Raw genomic sequence first — 15,733 nt, 5'->3', positions numbered from 1 at the left:
TTGCCTTACCTACTCTTAGCCGCCGCCGCCACGTGCGCCAGGATAACCGCCGCCCGGGCCGCCGGGATAGCCGCCGCCGCCGGGAGCGCCAGGATAACCGCCAGGACCGCGTCCGCCAAATCCGCCGGCTCCGCCGCCAGGAGCGCCCGTACCCGCCGAGGTAACCGGCTTGTCCACCGTGGTCGGGTTCTGCGGGAAGATAATGACCGAAGCGTTGTACTTACACTGCATGAACGGACTGTTGCCGTGCAGCTCCACTTTATCGATCATAACAAGGCGATTGAAATCGTTCCACTTCACCAGATGCGCGAGGATACGACGGAAATCGCCTTCGACCGACATCGCGCCATCGGATCCCGAAACAGGGATGACGAGCGGAGCGCCGGTGATGTCGTTCGGGCTGCTCGGCGGCGGAGCGATCGAGATGCTCGACAGCTGCACAACGCCGGAGCGCGCCATCCATCGCTCCAGGGAAGGTCCAAGATTTTCCGAAAGCTCATGCGAAAGCTGACGCCAAGCGCTGTAGCGCTTGCTGACATCGAAGGGAGGCATCAGCGTCACTTCCTTCACATGCCATGCCTGACGCGTCGCAAGCGCCTGCTTGTTGGCCAGCACCAAATCCGCTTTGGCGGTCTGCACATCGTGCTGCGTACCGCCGCCGGACACCGCCGCGTCCAAGCGGGCGCTCGCGGCGTCCGTTTGCTGACGGATTGGCTGGATCAGGAAGAAGACGATCAAGACAATTGCGGCAATCGTCAAAACGCTTCCAATAATCGCCACGACCAGTGGCGTAATTCGTGTTAATCGCATGTTCAAACCTTAATTACGCGGAAGGACGAGCAGGACCGCCAGGATAACCGCCGCCGGGAGGCGCTCCCGGGTAACCGCCAGGACCGCCGGGGCCGCCAGGATAGGCTCCGCCGCCCGCCGGAGTGGCTCCGCCTGCAGCGCCGGGCAGCGCCGGAGGCGTCAGCGGCTTCTTCAGCACAGCGGTAATGGTGACGCCAAAGCCCTTCGGCTCCTGCTTGACACGGATCCGGGAAATCGCGCGCAGATATTGACGGCTGACCTGAGCGGGGGTGCCAATCGGGTTGATCTGATCCGCAAGCACTTGATCCAGCGTGGCCACGCGCTCACCCGTAAGATTCGACGGGTCAATGTTGACGGTCGTTCCACCGCCGCCGCCTCGTCCGGGATAACCGCCGCCGCCGCCGGGCGAGCCAGGATATCCGCCGGGGCCGCCAGGACCGCTGGAGCCCAGCGAGCGTCCACCGCCGCCTTGAGCGCCGCCGCCCGCCGCGCCAGGCAATCCCGGAATGGCGACAGGAGGAGCGCCCACGCCCACCAACCGACCGTCAAGGTAATACTTGTTCACGACAGCTTCCGGGTAGCCGGGAAGTTTGTCAATGGAAACCGTCTGAAAATCCGGCTCCTTGTAGATCGCTTCCAGGTAACGGCCGACTTCGGCAATGCTGGGGGCGTACGCCTTGATGCTCAGATTCGTTCCGCTAACCGTCGCGTCCGTGTAGATCATTTTCGGATCGGTGTACCGCGCGACAGTATCATAGAGCTTGGGCCACTCTTTGTTATATTCGTGTGCGTCCGTCACAAACTTCAGCTTCGCTTCGATCGGAGCAACGCCGGTCCGCACGGAAGCGGCCGACGTTTTCGCGGCGTCGGTTTCCGCTTTCAGCGCTTCGGCCGCGCTCGCATCGTTCTCCATCTTGATCTTCGTAGGAAGCAGGAAGATGAAGGCGAAGGCCGACAAACCCGCCACGGCCGCGATAAACACCGTAGTGAAGATCGCGGTCAGCTGTTTGGTCAACCGCCGCTGAGCGACATATCCAGGAAGTAGATTTACTCGAAGCATACTTGTTCTTTTCGCAACTCGCGCTCCGCGCCTGCGGACGGCTGTCCGTGTCGCGGCGCGGCGAGTGCGCCTCTATTAAGACAACGGCACATTGGTGACGTCGACGGGATCGGCCGCCTTGCGGTTCACCAGCGGGCGTCGAGGTTTCTTGGGCAGCGGATTGGCGTTGAATACGGATTCACGAGCCGCCAAACCGAACGCGACTGCGAACGAAGATGCGATCGACTGTAAGTACTGAGGATCGTAGTGCTTCGACGCGACCTGCATTCCCGCGAACGGATCCGCGACAATGACAGGGACTTGAAGCTCGTTCTGAAGGAACACGCCGATGTTGTGCAGGTTGGCGCTACCGCCGACCAGAAGCACGCGGTCCACGGATCGCCCCTGCGCGCGGCTGCGGAAATAGTCCAGCGAGCGTCGCAGCTCGGTGGCGAGTTCTCCAAGAACCGGCGCGATCGCTTCAAAGACTTGATCTTTGATATCGTTGTCGCTGGCCGGCCCGCCCAGGAATCCCTGATCGGCTTCGAACTCCGGCGGCGGCGCGAACGCGCCTCCATCGCCGGGCTCATCGCGGCGGCCCAGGTTCAGCGTGCCGCGCGGGATCGGCTGCGTGCGATCCATATCGTCGGTTTCGCCGGGCTTCGCGAGGTTGAGCGCGGACGGATCGTCGGCGACCGAAGCGGTCTCCGGATCCATGCTCAGGTCAAAGGGATTGGAGAAAGCGCCGAGATCGTCGCCGCCCAGCCGTCCGGAGATCCGTCCGCTGCGGCCGGAAATGCGCGCGGAGCGGCGTCCGGAAATGCGAGTCGAGTCCGTCGGGCCAAACTCCCCGCCCTCTTCGCCAAACTGCGCGGATTGGTAGTTCGGGTCGTCGCCGTACGCCGTTCCGGTGTAGATCGCCATGCGATCCAACTGAACGGAGGCGTAATCGCGCTTGATGCGCTCGGCCTGATCCAGCGTGTATCCCATCATTTCCGCGATGGAGCGCGTCAGGCTGTCTCCAGCAAGGGGAAGGGAGCGCGGGAAGGCGAGCTGACCATCCTGGAAGATGGAGATATCGGTATTGGAGGCGCCGATATTGACGAGGGCGACGGTTTCAACAGCGTTGTTTTCAAACGGCGCGTCCACCGGGTTAATGAAGCGCTGCTTGCGCACGACCGGCTGGCCGGCGGTGACGTCCAGCACGGAGCGGCCGGACGCCAGGGGCTCGATGTCGATCGCGATCGGGTCGAGGCCGGCGGCGAACATGGTGTCGACGAGATTATTGACGATATCCTGCTGCGCCACCGCAAGCAGAACTTCCATGTTGGGATTCGTCTCGTCCAGCGCGCTGCCTGTTTCGAGCGGCTGGTAGTCGATCATCGTCTCGCTGGGAGCGAAGGGGACGTGGCGCTCCACTTCCCACTTCATCGTTTCCTTCAGCTCGGCGTCCGTCATTTTGGGGACTTCGATGATACGGATCACGACCGCGCTCTGACCGGCGACGCTTCCGACGGCGCGCTTGGCGCTGATGCCGCTTTCACGCAGCAGCTGCTTGATGGTCTGCCCCATCAGGCGCGGGTCCGTAATAATATTGTTCTGCATGATCCCGACGGGGGTCGGGGCGATGCCCATGCCGGTCGCGACAAGCCCGCCTTTGCCGGCGCGCAACTCAACAACCTTTATTTGCTGGGTGCCGATATCAAGACCGACAATTGAACCTGAGGCCATGGTGGCAATACTCCTCGCCTAGATTAACACAAATTCACTCGAGAGGCGTTCAGGTATTTGCACTGAGAGTGGAGCAAAACAGCGAATGGGTATGCGCAGTGAAATTGAAGACGGCAATATTGCCGGGTCCTGCTTCCATGCGCCACTGATTGTATCACGTCGGCAAACCATTGTCAAGCGCAAATGCGCCTCTTTAGCTGCCTGGCGGACGTCCCATTTCGAACATCTCGTTCGCCGGCGGATTTCCCGCCTTTTTCTTGAACTTTCATCCTCTATTGAGACTCCCCCGCCCTGGAACCTTCACGTTACGGTATAATGTTTTTATGGATATTCGCGACGTACGCATCACCCCCTGGATACTGCCCCTGCGCGCGCCCTTTGCGATCGCTCAGCGGACGGCGTACGAAGCGCAAAACGTGCTGATTATCGTCGAGTGCGAGCAGTCGGATCTGCGCGGTCTTGGCGCCAGCGCGCCGGTAGCCTACGTGACGGGCGAGACGATCCCGACAGTCATCGAGGCGCTGTCGGCGTTTGCGCCCACCCTGGTCGGCCGTCCGATTGACGATCTCGGCTCGCTCCTGGCGCTGGCCGCCGAGGCCCTCGCCGACAGCCCCTCCGCGCGCGCCGGCCTGGAGATGGCGCTTTACGACTTATGGGCGAAATCGCGCGGCGAGGCGCTGTGGCGCCACTTTGGCGGCGCGCGCGCCGAACTCGTGTCCGATATGACGGTGCCGATCGTTCCCGCCGCCGAGGCCGCCGAGCTCTCCGCGCAAGCCTCGATGCAGGGCTTCCACAGCTTGAAGATCAAAGTCGGCGACCCGAAGGGGCACGACGCCGACCGTGCGCGCATCATGGACATCGCCGCCGCCGCGCCCGGAGTGCGGCTGCGCATCGACGCCAACCAGGCGTTTACGCCCGAAGACGCCGTGGATTTCACCCGCTCGCTGGAGCCGATCCGGCAAAGCATCGACCTGATCGAACAGCCCGTCCACAAGTCCGACCTCGCCGGACTCAAATTTGTGCGCGAAAACGTCTCCGTGCCGATCTACGCCGACGAATCCGCATGCTCTCCAGACAGCGTGCGCCGACTGATCGCGCAGGACGCCGTCGACGGCGTCAACGTCAAACTGATGAAGTCCGGAATCTCCGGGGCGCTGGAGATCATCGGCTTATGCCGCGCCGCCGGCAAGGGCTTGATGCTGGGCTGCATGCTGGAAACAAGCCTGGGGATCGCCGCCGCCGCGCACATTGCCGGCGGCACGGGCGCGTTCGACTTTATCGACCTGGATTCGCACCACCTGCTCGCTCCGATCGCCGGCCTGCGGGGAGGATTCCACAATGAAGGCGATAAACTTACGCTCGACAACTCCCAGCATCCCGAATTCGGGTGGGGAATCACCTATTTCGAAGCCGACAACGAGATCTAGCCTCAAAAAACATGGAACAAAATGGCGATTTTCGCCATCTAATTAAGGAATAAACGAAGTAGAGAGGATGCCTACAATGAAGAACACCACAGCATGGCGAGCACTGGCGGTTGGCGCGCTGCTTGGCGGCGCGGTCGTCGTATGCCCGAGCCCGGCGCGCGCGGATCAGCCCGATACAACGGCGCAGATAACGTCCAGCGACAGCGGCCAGACGCAGGAAAAAAAGGACGGCGATATTATCGTCCAGAAGCCGATCATCATCAAAGACCCGAAGAAGTAAAAAGCGGCGCAATCAACAGTTGAGTTGGTCGCGCCGCCAATTTTTTCTTCGAGATCGCCGGATTTTAAGAGGCTCCGAGGAAACGCTGCCGCAGGGTCATGATCGCAAATTGCGGAAGCGTCATAACTTTCGCGATCTTCTTAGGATTAGAGTACAGCCGGTACAGCCACTCCAGGCCGTGCTGCTGCATCCACACGGGCGCCCGCTTCACGCGCCCGGAATATACATCGAACGAGCCGCCGATCCCAAGCGACACGGGAACGCCAAGCTCTTCTTTGAGTCGCGTGATCCATTTTTCCTGTTTGGGGATTCCAAACGCGACGAACAGCACATCCGGGGACGCTTCCCGGATCGCCTGAATCACGTCATTCTCTTCTTCGGGCTTAAAATAACCGTCCCGCGCGCCCACGATTTTGGCGCCCGGATATCGTGCTTCCAGGTTGCGCGCCGCCTCGGCGGCGACTTCGGGCGCCGCCCCCAAAAAATACAATCGATAGCCGTGCTGCGCCGACAGGCGGCACATCTCCGACACGAGATCCACCCCCGACACTTTGCTGGTGATCTGGCTGCGCAGCAGCTTGGACGCCCACAAAATCCCCGCGCCGTCCGGGGTCACCAGATCCGCGTTCTCCACGATCCGCGCCAGTTCCGGGTCGCCGTGCGCGAGTACGACCATGGAGGCGTCGGCGGTCACGACATGACGCGGCCCGTCGCCCTGCCCGATCCATTGCTCAATACTCGCCAGCGCTCCCGGCATGTCGGAGCGGTCGACTCGCAATCCCAGAATATGTACACTATCCATTGCTTGAATGCTACCTGAGAAACCCGGACGAGTCAAGCCTTAGCCAATGAAAGGGAAGACGCGCGAGAAGAACGGGGAGAGAGAAATTTAGTTGGGGCGGCGAAGGCTCGCCGTTTCCATGAAACTGGAAACCACCGCGACCGCATGCGCGGTCTGCTGGCTGCGCGTGAACTGCACGCCGCACACATGCTGCATGCGCCCCGCGTGAACGGCGGCGCCGGCGCGACGCACCACCCCTTTGAACTGGCAGGTCTTGGCGCCGAGGCGAATGCGGATCCAGACCGGCGCGCCGATGGAATACGCGTGGAGTGAAACAAAGGAAAGGCCGCACAGGCTCAAGCTGTCCACCTGGACAACGCGCATGCCGGCGTCCTGATCCGTGTGCGTATAGGGCGTCTCCTCGCAGGAGGGAGCCATCCAAACGACCGCCGTACAGACAAGCCGCAGCCGATGAGAAACCCGCCGATTGGAGTCCGCGGGAGAAGATTCGTGCGCCAATGCAGTGGACATATCTCGGATTATCGGTCGATTCGCGAGAAAGCCGCAGGGGATCGCGCGATCAAATAACGCGAGTCAAAAGACAAGTCAAAAAAATAAAGCCCCGCCGTATTCGGCGGGGCTTTGTGATAACACCAAGCTTACTCTTTGACAAAAGGCAGCAGAGCGATCTCACGGGCGCGCTTGATCGCAATGGCGATCATGCGCTGCTCCTTGGCGGTGGCGCCGGAGCGGCGACGTGGGACGATCTTTCCGCGTTCGTCGGTAAACTGGCGAAGAAGCGTAACGCTCTTGTAGTCCACCTGGGTGATTTTATTGATGGTCAGATAGCTGACCTTGCGACGCTTGAACCGGCGATTCTTATTGCCGGCTCCGCCCGCCGCTGCACGCGACGGGCCGCGCCCGCCGCCGGACGAACCGTAAGCCATAGTATATCCTCTCGTTTCGATGCCTAGCCGGCCCACGCAGGCCGACGCGAAGCCCTGAAAAAGACTGCGAAACAGTATAACATACTTATCCAAGCAGAGTCAATCCCGGAGTCGCGGGCTTTATCGAGTCCGCCCACGGAGTCCTCAGATTTTGAGCGTAAACCCTCGGCGATTTCAGGTACAATAAAATATTGGAACAAAGCTCCACCTTTCTTTGCGTATACTAGTTTCTGGGAGGAACACATTCGCTATGCCGACGGTAACGGCCCCTTATGTCGAGACGCAGCAGGTCGTCACCGGCTTCATGTATCAGCTGCACATCGCCGAAGACGAAAACGGTCCCGGCATCACCCGTTTGGACATTGGCCCCTACTACTTCCCGGGCGCTCCTCCGCAGATCAAATACCCCGAAGCCGTCACCAACGAGATGTGCCCGCCCTCCTGGCAGGCGGTCCGCTGGTTTACGGACGAAGCGGGCGCGAGCTGGCTGCGCTGGCAGGGCGGACGCCTTCTCAGCGAAGACGGCGAGCAGATCTTCCAGCTGACCTCCAACTATCCCTCCAGCAGCAGCGGAGCGTCCTTGCAGGTCTGGCGCGGCAACAGCAAGTCTTCCGAGCGCTACTCCATCACCGCGCCGGACTATTCGCAGACGCCGCCGCAGATCAATCCGCGTCATGACGTCATCGGCAAGGGTACGACCTTCGTGAAGGGCAACGGATGCGCTCCGGCCATCGCGCTGGGACTGATCACCATCGCCGCCATCGCGATGCGTCACTTTGTTTAAGAATGCGAATTTGCTTGGTAGTTAGAAACTGAAATGACATCGATATTAGAACAGATCAAATTTGACAAGACGGGCGACGGGCTCGTCCCCGCGATGATTCAGGACGTCAACACGAAAGATGTCCTGATGCTTGGCTTTATGAACCGCGAAGCGCTGCAAAAAACGCTGGACACCGGCAAGGTGACGTTCTGGCAGCGCTCCCGCCAAAAGCTGTGGACCAAAGGCGAGACCAGCGGCAACGTGCTGAAGTTCGTCTCGCTCCGCATCAACTGCAACGAGGACTCGCTGCTCGTTCTCGCAGAACCTGTCGGCGCGACCTGCCACACCGGGCATCCCACCTGCTATTACCGCGAAGCGGAGCCGTCCGGCGAAGATTGGAAGACGATCACCGAACCTCAGTTCGATCCCGACGAAGTCTATAAGACGGCATCCTAGCGACCCAGACCAATCGCTGCATAACCGGCCGCAAGGAGCGAAAAGAGCACTATGAAGTATCGACCCGGCGCGGCCGCTTTGGCCGCAATTTCCCTGCTTGCCACGGGCGCCTCCGCGCGCCCGACCATCTCCGCCCCCCACCCCAACGCCTCCCACCGCTTCGTCTTCGACACCAAAAAGTTCATGCGCGTCAGCGAGCTTCGGCCCGGCATGCGCGGCTATGCGCTTTCGGTGTTCAAGGGAACGAAGATCGAGAAGTTCGATATCGAGATTCTGGGCGTGGTGGCGAAGTTCAACAACGGCAAGGACTATATTCTTTTCCGGGCGCTGAACGGCCCATCCGTCACGCGCAAGTTGAATATCGCTCATGGCATGAGCGGAAGCCCGATCTACATCAATGGACGCCTGGTCGGAGCCATCTCGATGGGCATCCCGGGAACGCAGTTCGCCAAGGACCCCATCGCGCTCGCGACTCCGATCGAGGAGATGTTCGACGCCTGGAGCCCGGACCTTCCCTCCAATCCCAATTCGATCTCCGCGAGCCCGGACGCCGGCGGGAAGAGTTATGGCGGATCGTATTCCGCCACTCCGATCTCCCCCGACGCCGCGTCGCGCCTCGGGAACTTTCAGCAGATGGACATTCCGCTGGTGGTCAGCGGCGTCTCCGCGCACGGCGTCAGCCAGCTGAACAGCCTCCTGGCGCCGTACCACTTCGATGTGATGGCCGGCGGCGGCAGCGCCCCGACCGACAATAACCCCCTCGCCCAGCACGCGACTCTGGAGCCCGGCTCCGCCGTCGGCGTCTCGCTGGTGCAGGGCGATGTGGATATGACCGCCACCGGAACCGTCACCTATCGCGACGGCAACCGGCTGCTTCTGTTCGGCCACCCGCTCTCCAGCCTGGGACCGATCGACGCGGCGCTCACCACGGCCTATGTCGTCGACATCTTCCCTTCGTATCAAGATTCGATCAAGCTCGGCGCTCCGATCAAAACCGTCGGACGGATCTTCCAGGATCGTCCCTATTCGGTGGGCGCCCAGATCGGGCCGATGCCGAAGATGATCCCCATGACCGTGACCGTGGACGATCAATCGATCAAGCGCACCAAAACGTATCGGGTGCGTATCATCGATCATCCCCTGCTGACGGCGCAGTTCGTGACTTATGTCGCGGGTCAGGCGATCTCGCAGCTCCATGGTCAGCCGGGAGACACGGTCGCCACGGTGTCGTTCGATGCGGATGTCGAAGAAATCGGGCATGTTCACCGCAGCAACACCTACTACGACGCGCTTAGCATCGATCAAAGCGCCGTCGGCGATCTGGATAACTTCGTTCGCCTCCTGAGCGCCAACCCGTTCTATCCGCTGTCGCTGAAAAGCCTGAAGATGAACGTCACGATCCGCGACAGCCATGACACGGCCGAGATCCAGCGCATCTTCGTGAAGCAGAGCAAGTTCGCTCCCGGCGATACGATCGATGTCGGCGTCGTGATGAAGCCTTACAAGCGCGAACAAGTGCTGCGCACCGTGCAAGTCAAAGTCCCATCCGCCACGCCCAACGGCCCGCTGACGCTTTCCGTCAAAGGCGGCGGATCGGATGGCGGATCGGTCTCGCTGGGCGGCATCATCATCATGCGGACGTCGGCGCCCGGCTCCCCGGTCAGCAACGTTTCGCAGCTCGTCAAGCAGTTTGAAGAAAAGCCGCATAACGACGATCTGGTCGCGCGACTGGTGCTGCCGACTGTCGCTGTCAACATCGAAGGCGAGAAGCTTTCGAACCTGCCGCCCACCTACGCCGCCGTCATGGCCTCGTCGCGCTCGACCGGCCTGAAAACGGAGCGCGACGACGTCAAGGTCACACAGAAGACTCCCTATATCGTCTCCGGATCGCAAAGCCTAACGATCACGATCGAAAAGAAGAGCTTCTCGGAAACACCGCAGGACACCCGGCAAGCGCCGGCCGCTCCGCAGCCGGCGCAGCCCGCCGCAGGCGGCGCCTCCACGGACCTGTCCGCGGGGCAGGATGATGGAAGCGACGACGAATCGTCTACGCTGGACACCAGCGGCGCTTCGCCGAACAATCTGATGGCGTTTCCCGGCATGGGAGCGTCCAGCGACGTCACATCTTCCCAATTCGCCGCTGCTCCGGCGACGCCCGCCACGCCAGCGACTCCGTCTCCCGCGACTCCGGCGGCGCCCGCGCTCCCTGCCGCCGCAACGGCTCCGGCGGCGACCGCGACGCCTCCCGTGGCGACTGTCACGCCCGTTGTGAAGCCGGTCGGCCGGCTGGCTTCGGTATGGCGTCAGGACGCCGGCGCGGACTTCATCGGCGGCAAACTGGAAAACACCTCCGTGACGAGCAAAGGCGATCTGCGCCTTTCCCCGCCGCTGACCAAGCTCGCCGAAACTCCCGAAACCTACGTATGGGCGCTTCTCCCGGATGGCGCGGGCAGCGTTTACGCGGGCACCGGCGACCGGGGCTTCGTGGATAAGATTGACGCAGACGGCAAGGCGCATGTCTTCTACAAAACGAGCGAGCTGGAAGTCACCGCGCTCGCCCGGGACGGCGAGGGCAATGTCTACGCGGGCGCCATGCCCAAGGGGCGCGTTTTCAAGATCTCGCCGAACGGCCAGGGACATCTCTGGTACACAGCTCCCGAGCATTATGTGACCTCGCTCGTTTATGACGCGCCGCGCAAGCGCGTTCTCGTCGCGACCGGCGGGGCCTCTGGCGGCGTCTACGCGGTCTCTGAGAGCGGAATCGGAACCCGATTGCTCCAGACACCCGACGCGCATGTGCTGTCACTGGCGATCAATTCCGCCGGCGATCTCTACGCCGGAACGTCGCCCGATGGCGTCATCTACAAGATCGATCTCCAGGGCAAGAGCAAAGTCTTTTACGATCTGACAGAAGCCAGCGTCGCATCGCTGGCGACGGACTCCGCCGGCAATGTCTACGCGGGAACCGCTCCGAAGGGCGCGATCTATCGCATCACTCCCGACGGCGTAGGCAAGAGCCTTTACGATCGTATCACGGCGCCCGTCCTGAGCCTCCACAGCGACAAGATGGACAATGTGTACGCAAGCTCCGGCAGCACGATTTACAAAGTGCTTCCCGATCAGACCGTGGAAATTTTCGTCTCGAAGGATGACGAACAGTTCCTGACCTCGGCCGTGGAGAACGACGGCTCCGCCGTTTATGCGGGCGCCGGCACCGTGGGAGCGGTCTATAAGATCGCCTCCGCCACGACGAACGCGCTCACCGGCCACTTTGAAAGCACGATCCATGACGCCGGCCGCACGGCTCGCTGGGGTTCGCTGCAATGGTCCGCCGACCAGCCTGCGGGAACCACCGTCGAGGTGCGCACACGGAGCGGAGATACAAGTCTGCCCGACGCATCCTGGACCGCCTGGTCTGCGCCTTACACCAAGCCTCAGGGCGAGCCGATCACCTCACCGGCGGCCAGATACCTTCAGTATCAGGTCACATTCCAAAGCAGCGAATCGGCGATGAAGGCCGGGCAGGCTCCACAACTGCATAGCGTCACGGCGTACTATCTGCCGAAGAACCAGCCGCCCACGGTGAAGATCACGTCGCCCGCCACGGGCGACGCGCTCTCCAAGACGGCTACGCTGCGCTGGTCGGCAAGCGATCCAGACCAGGACACCCTGACCTACGATCTGTCGTACTCATCGGACGCCGGCAAGACCTGGACCCCGATCAAGAAGCACGTCCCGACGGCTCCGACGCCCCCTGCGGCGACGCCGACGGCTCCGGGAGCGCCCGCTGCGGGAGCCAAACCGGCCACGCCGGCCGCAGCGCCGGCCGCGCCCGCCAAGCTCACCTACGACCAGCGTTTGGCGCTGATGAAGGCGGATCTCGCCAAGCATCCTGAGATTCCCGCCGGTATCCGCGAACAGTTGCTCGCGCAGGCTCCTGATATCATCCACAAGGCGATGGCCAACGAAGCGGCGAACCCCGCTCCCGCGCCCGTCGCCGCCGTCAAGGACACCAGCTTCGCCTGGGACACCACCGATGTCGCGGACGGCCAATACGAAGTCCGCGTCGTCGCTTCGGACAAGTCCAGCAATCCCAAGGATGCGCTGACCGCCGAATCGATCTCCGGGATCATTACCATCGCCAACAAGGCCCCGGCGCTAACCACCAGCGCCCCGGTGGTTGGAACGGACAAAACGGTCACGATCCAGGGAACGGCGACCAGCAGCAGCGTCTTCGTCAAAGCGGTCCAGTATCGCGTGGACAATGGCGACTGGATGGCCGCCGCGCCGGACGACGGTTTGTTCGACTCCACACACGAAGCGTTCTCGTTCACAACGATTCCGCTCACAACGGGCGCGCATACGATCCAGATCCAATCTCTGGATATGGCGGGCAACAGCGCGACCTCCACGGTAAAGACCGATGTGAAGTAGCGGCGTCCGATCAATTCCGAGCAATTAAAAAGCGGGAGGCGCAATGCGCCTCCCGCTTTTTTGGGGCCCTCACCCCCCGGCCCCCTCTCCCAATTTTGGGAGAGGGGGAGTCAGAGGGGATTTTCTGATTTGGATCAAAGATCCAAATCTTAAGCTCTTACTCCTAACCCTCTCCTAAGATTGGGAGAGGGTGGCCCGAAGGGCCGGGTGAGGGCCGCTCCTCAAACTTTGATATCCACAATCGCGCTCACACCCACGCCCTTGATGCGCTTGAGCTTGACGCCCTTGGGCGATGTTGTGTCGATCGGCACCAGCGCTTTGAGGCGGAAGCGGTCGCCGCTGACGGAGCCTTCCAGCATGCCGACGGCCTGCACTTCGTCTAACCGATCCTTGGGACCGGAGACCTGAGCCGCGCCCACATAGCCGCCCTGGCCGACGCTCACGATCGGGACCACCTTAGTCGCTTCCGTAACGGAGACGCCCGCGCTGCCGGTGAGTTTGTTGATGCCATCGTTGATGGGGCCAGCAAACTGCTTGATCAGTACGGCGACCAATCCCCCCTTAAGGACCGATCCCAGGAGATCCGCGTGCGCGGCTCCGGCGACAACGCCTCCACAGGCGATCGTGCCCGCGAGGGCCACGGCAACGGCTCGGTTTGCTTTTCGCATTTTACACTCCTTCGAAGTCATATCGTTTCAACGGCAATTTTCAAGACGGTTGGTCAGACCGGAAAGGTTCCGATTTCAATCCAACAAAGAAAAGTTCGCCTGCCACACAAAAAAACCTCCCCGCCTTTCGGCGGGGAGGCTTGCGAAATGAAGGCCGAAGCCAACAGATCCTTAGAACTTCAGCTGGAACTGAGCGGCGGTGATGCCGCCGTCCTCGTTGTTGCCGAAGCGGTTGATGAAGCCGGTGCCCTTGTCGCGGTAGGAAACGACCTGGTAAACGAGCTTCAAGGAAGCGTTCGGGTTGAACGAGTGTCCAAGACCGATCGTGTAGTAGGACTCGGTCGGCTTGCCGGAGTTGAACAGCGTCTCGTTCTTGTTCTTCAGGTTGTACTCAACGCGCTCGTAACCGAAGTCCACGTTGTAGTCGCTGGTCAGACCGTAGCCAAGACCAACCTGGTAGCGGTTCAGCTTATCGTCCTGCTGCAGCGGGGAGTTGATCAGGTTACCGTTCTTGGTGTGGCCGTAAGCCGCCTGATATCCCTCATAATCCGCATTCAGGGTCAGAGCCGGGCTGAAGGCGTACTTCACAGAAGCGACGCCGCCCTTGACGTTGGTCGGGTTCGACCAGCTGCCAACCTTGCCCCAGTATCCAGGAGCGGTGAACTCAGGTCCGATGAACTGGTAGCCGCCCTTGATGGTGAACGCGCCGAATGTCGCGCCCAGCTGAGTATCAAGCGCGGTGTTGCGCCAGCCGTTGTCGACGTTGTTGAACTTGCCGCCCTTGGCTTCCGCCGAGACCGTGTAGTTCGCGTCGAGCAGCAGGCCGTTGCCGCCGAAGAACGGAAGCGCGCCGTTGAAGTCCGCGCCGTAAACGGTCAAGCGATCGTACGCCTTGCCGTTGTCAACCGACTGGTTGAAACCGGTGGTGCCGAACTGCTCGACGGTAACGCCCAGGACGCCGCCTTCAGGAGCGCCGATGGTGGCGCGCAGACCAGCGCCCTGCGTCAGGGCGGAGGACTTGTTCTCACCAATCAGACCCAGCGGGCGAGCGCCGATCTGGCCGGTGAACGACTGAGCGCCAGCCGTCGGTCCGCCGTAGGGCTGGGAGAACGGGATCGCGCTGTACTTGGTCGCGAACGCGTTCACCTTGGCCGGTCCCAGCTTCAGGTCGACGGATCCACCATCACCGATGATGTTTCCGCTGTCCGTCTGGTAGAGCGAGGTGTAAACGTCGGCGTCAACCTGCTTCAAGGTGTACTTGGTGTACTGCTGGCCGAAGCGGCCAACCTTGATGTCGGCTCCGCCCAGAGGGCCGAGGTCGACCGGCGAAGAGAGGTAAGCCTCCCAAACGGTGGTCGCCTGATCGGCGGCGGTGGCGTCGCCAGGAGCCTGGTGCGGGCTCACAGCGGAGAAGCCGGCGCCGGCGGCGTAGCCAGGAGAAGCAACGTTGCCGACTGCGCTCAGGTAGTTGCCAAAGTCAAGCTTGACGTTCGCCGTGGCGGTGTCGCTCAGCTTGCCCTTGATCGCCAGCACGAAGTCATGGTAGACATCGATCGCTTCGGTGACCTTCGGAAGGCCGGTTCCATTGGAGACCAGCGTGCCGTTCTTGTCATGGAAGCCGAAGTCGTTGTGCTTGCCCTGGTTGGTGCCTTCAACGATGAAGTTGAGGGCGCCGTTGAACTTGATGCGGCGCTGCTCTTCCTCGACCGCGGCGACACGGTCCTCAAGGGACGACAGGCGCGCCTTGATCGCAGTGACGTCCTGGCCGAGAGCCTGCAGCTCACCCTGGAACTCATTGACGAGCTTCTTCAGGTCTTCCAGCGCCGAAGCGTTGGCCTGAAGCTTGTTCTCGACTTCGGCGCGCAGCGCGGCGAGGTCGGCGTTGGTGGCGAAGTCGCCCTTCTGGCCCAGCAGGGGGAGAAGGCGGGCGATCGCGACGGCGAACTCGTAGCGAGTCATCGCGCGCTTGCCGCCGTAGGTGCCGTCGGGGTAACCGATCACGATTCCTGCATTCTGCAGGTTCTCAACGGACTGGTAAGCCCAGTGGTCCGCCGGGACGTCGGCGAAGGGGCCGCTCGCAGCGGCGGTCTGCGCCATGGAAATGGCGGGAACGCCCAGCACGAGCATGCTGGCGCCGGCCAGCAATGTCAGCGATTTCTTCATTCTGAACTGTCTCCTTGGTATGCTTTGCACATCCAAGAAAATTTCCGTCACGTTCGTACCGACTTTACTTCTTCGCGTTCGTTCGCGCAGCGATTCTTAACTTTTCCAAAGATCCCGCCGTCCGGCAAGTGGCCATGTTACCTTGTCCAGCGTGCAGTCTCTTCATGAAGCCAGGGCGCCTGCTTGCGTCCGCTCGTCCGTTCCGCCCGGTCGTTTCCGCTCTGAAAGCCTTCC

The 15,733-nt window shown here is 61.7% G+C and carries 13 protein-coding genes; 5 read left to right on the top strand and 8 right to left on the bottom strand.

Annotation, left to right across the window (positions count from 1 at the left end):
* Window positions 1-15: 15 nt before the first annotated feature.
* From D5261_RS16735 to pilM, 3 genes are all read right to left on the bottom strand, one after another.
* Window positions 16-810, bottom strand: a complete 795-nt coding sequence (locus tag D5261_RS16735) for a hypothetical protein (protein ID WP_176587332.1) — start codon at window positions 808-810, stop codon at window positions 16-18.
* A gap of 13 nt (window positions 811-823) precedes the next feature.
* Window positions 824-1,870 carry a hypothetical protein gene (locus tag D5261_RS16730; protein WP_174721485.1) on the bottom strand — a complete coding sequence of 349 codons (1,047 nt, stop codon included), beginning with the start codon at window positions 1,868-1,870 and terminating at the stop codon, window positions 824-826.
* Window positions 1,871-1,945: 75 nt separating this feature from the next.
* Window positions 1,946-3,580: a type IV pilus assembly protein PilM gene (pilM, locus tag D5261_RS16725; protein WP_119322453.1), complete on the bottom strand. Its 1,635-nt coding sequence runs from the start codon at window positions 3,578-3,580 to the stop codon at window positions 1,946-1,948.
* A gap of 323 nt (window positions 3,581-3,903) precedes the next feature.
* Between pilM and D5261_RS16720 the strand changes: the two genes are divergently transcribed.
* Together D5261_RS16720 and D5261_RS16715 are read left to right on the top strand one after the other, a co-directional pair.
* The gene (locus D5261_RS16720; RefSeq protein ID WP_119322454.1) at window positions 3,904-5,007 is read left to right on the top strand and encodes a dipeptide epimerase; all 1,104 of its coding nucleotides are present in this window, start codon (window positions 3,904-3,906) and stop codon (window positions 5,005-5,007) included.
* 76 nt (window positions 5,008-5,083) lie between these two features.
* On the top strand, window positions 5,084-5,287 hold the full coding sequence (locus D5261_RS16715) for a hypothetical protein (protein ID WP_119322455.1): 204 nt from the start codon (window positions 5,084-5,086) through the stop codon (window positions 5,285-5,287).
* A 64-nt stretch (window positions 5,288-5,351) separates the two neighbouring features.
* Here the strand turns inward: D5261_RS16715 and D5261_RS16710 are convergent, their stop codons facing one another.
* The 3 genes from D5261_RS16710 to rpsR all read right to left on the bottom strand — a co-directional run bounded on the left by D5261_RS16710 (window position 5,352) and on the right by rpsR (window position 7,015).
* A complete protein-coding gene (locus tag D5261_RS16710; RefSeq protein WP_119322456.1) occupies window positions 5,352-6,089 on the bottom strand; it encodes a WecB/TagA/CpsF family glycosyltransferase in 738 nt (245 codons plus the stop codon).
* An 87-nt stretch (window positions 6,090-6,176) separates the two neighbouring features.
* Window positions 6,177-6,599, bottom strand: coding sequence for a hypothetical protein (locus D5261_RS16705; protein ID WP_125206070.1), 423 nt, complete (start codon window positions 6,597-6,599; stop codon window positions 6,177-6,179).
* Between the two features lie 128 nt (window positions 6,600-6,727).
* Entirely contained in the window at window positions 6,728-7,015 is a 288-nt protein-coding gene (gene rpsR, locus D5261_RS16700) for a 30S ribosomal protein S18 (protein ID WP_119322458.1), read from the bottom strand.
* Between the two features lie 250 nt (window positions 7,016-7,265).
* On the opposite strand from rpsR, the gene D5261_RS16695 reads away from it, so the two are divergent.
* From D5261_RS16695 to D5261_RS16685, 3 genes are read left to right on the top strand one after another with little or no spacing between them, the layout of a single operon-like run.
* Window positions 7,266-7,799 (top strand): hypothetical protein, encoded by a 534-nt coding sequence (locus tag D5261_RS16695; RefSeq protein ID WP_119322459.1) that lies wholly within the window; start codon window positions 7,266-7,268, stop codon window positions 7,797-7,799.
* 33 nt (window positions 7,800-7,832) lie between these two features.
* A complete protein-coding gene (gene hisI, locus D5261_RS16690; RefSeq protein ID WP_119322460.1) occupies window positions 7,833-8,234 on the top strand; it encodes a phosphoribosyl-AMP cyclohydrolase in 402 nt (133 codons plus the stop codon).
* A 51-nt stretch (window positions 8,235-8,285) separates the two neighbouring features.
* On the top strand, window positions 8,286-12,668 hold the full coding sequence (locus D5261_RS16685; protein WP_119322461.1) for a SpoIVB peptidase S55 domain-containing protein: 4,383 nt from the start codon (window positions 8,286-8,288) through the stop codon (window positions 12,666-12,668).
* Window positions 12,669-12,889: 221 nt separating this feature from the next.
* Here D5261_RS16685 and D5261_RS16680 read toward each other — a convergent pair whose 3' ends face one another.
* Window positions 12,890-13,336 (bottom strand): hypothetical protein, encoded by a 447-nt coding sequence (locus D5261_RS16680; protein ID WP_119322462.1) that lies wholly within the window; start codon window positions 13,334-13,336, stop codon window positions 12,890-12,892.
* A 171-nt stretch (window positions 13,337-13,507) separates the two neighbouring features.
* On the bottom strand, window positions 13,508-15,499 hold the full coding sequence (locus D5261_RS16675; RefSeq protein ID WP_119322463.1) for an S-layer homology domain-containing protein: 1,992 nt from the start codon (window positions 15,497-15,499) through the stop codon (window positions 13,508-13,510).
* Between the last annotated feature and the right edge of the window lie 234 nt (window positions 15,500-15,733).

It is taken from the genome of Capsulimonas corticalis (assembly GCF_003574315.2).
Lineage (GTDB): Bacteria > Armatimonadota > Armatimonadia > Armatimonadales > Capsulimonadaceae > Capsulimonas > Capsulimonas corticalis.
This window is presented reverse-complemented; position numbering and strand designations above follow the sequence as displayed.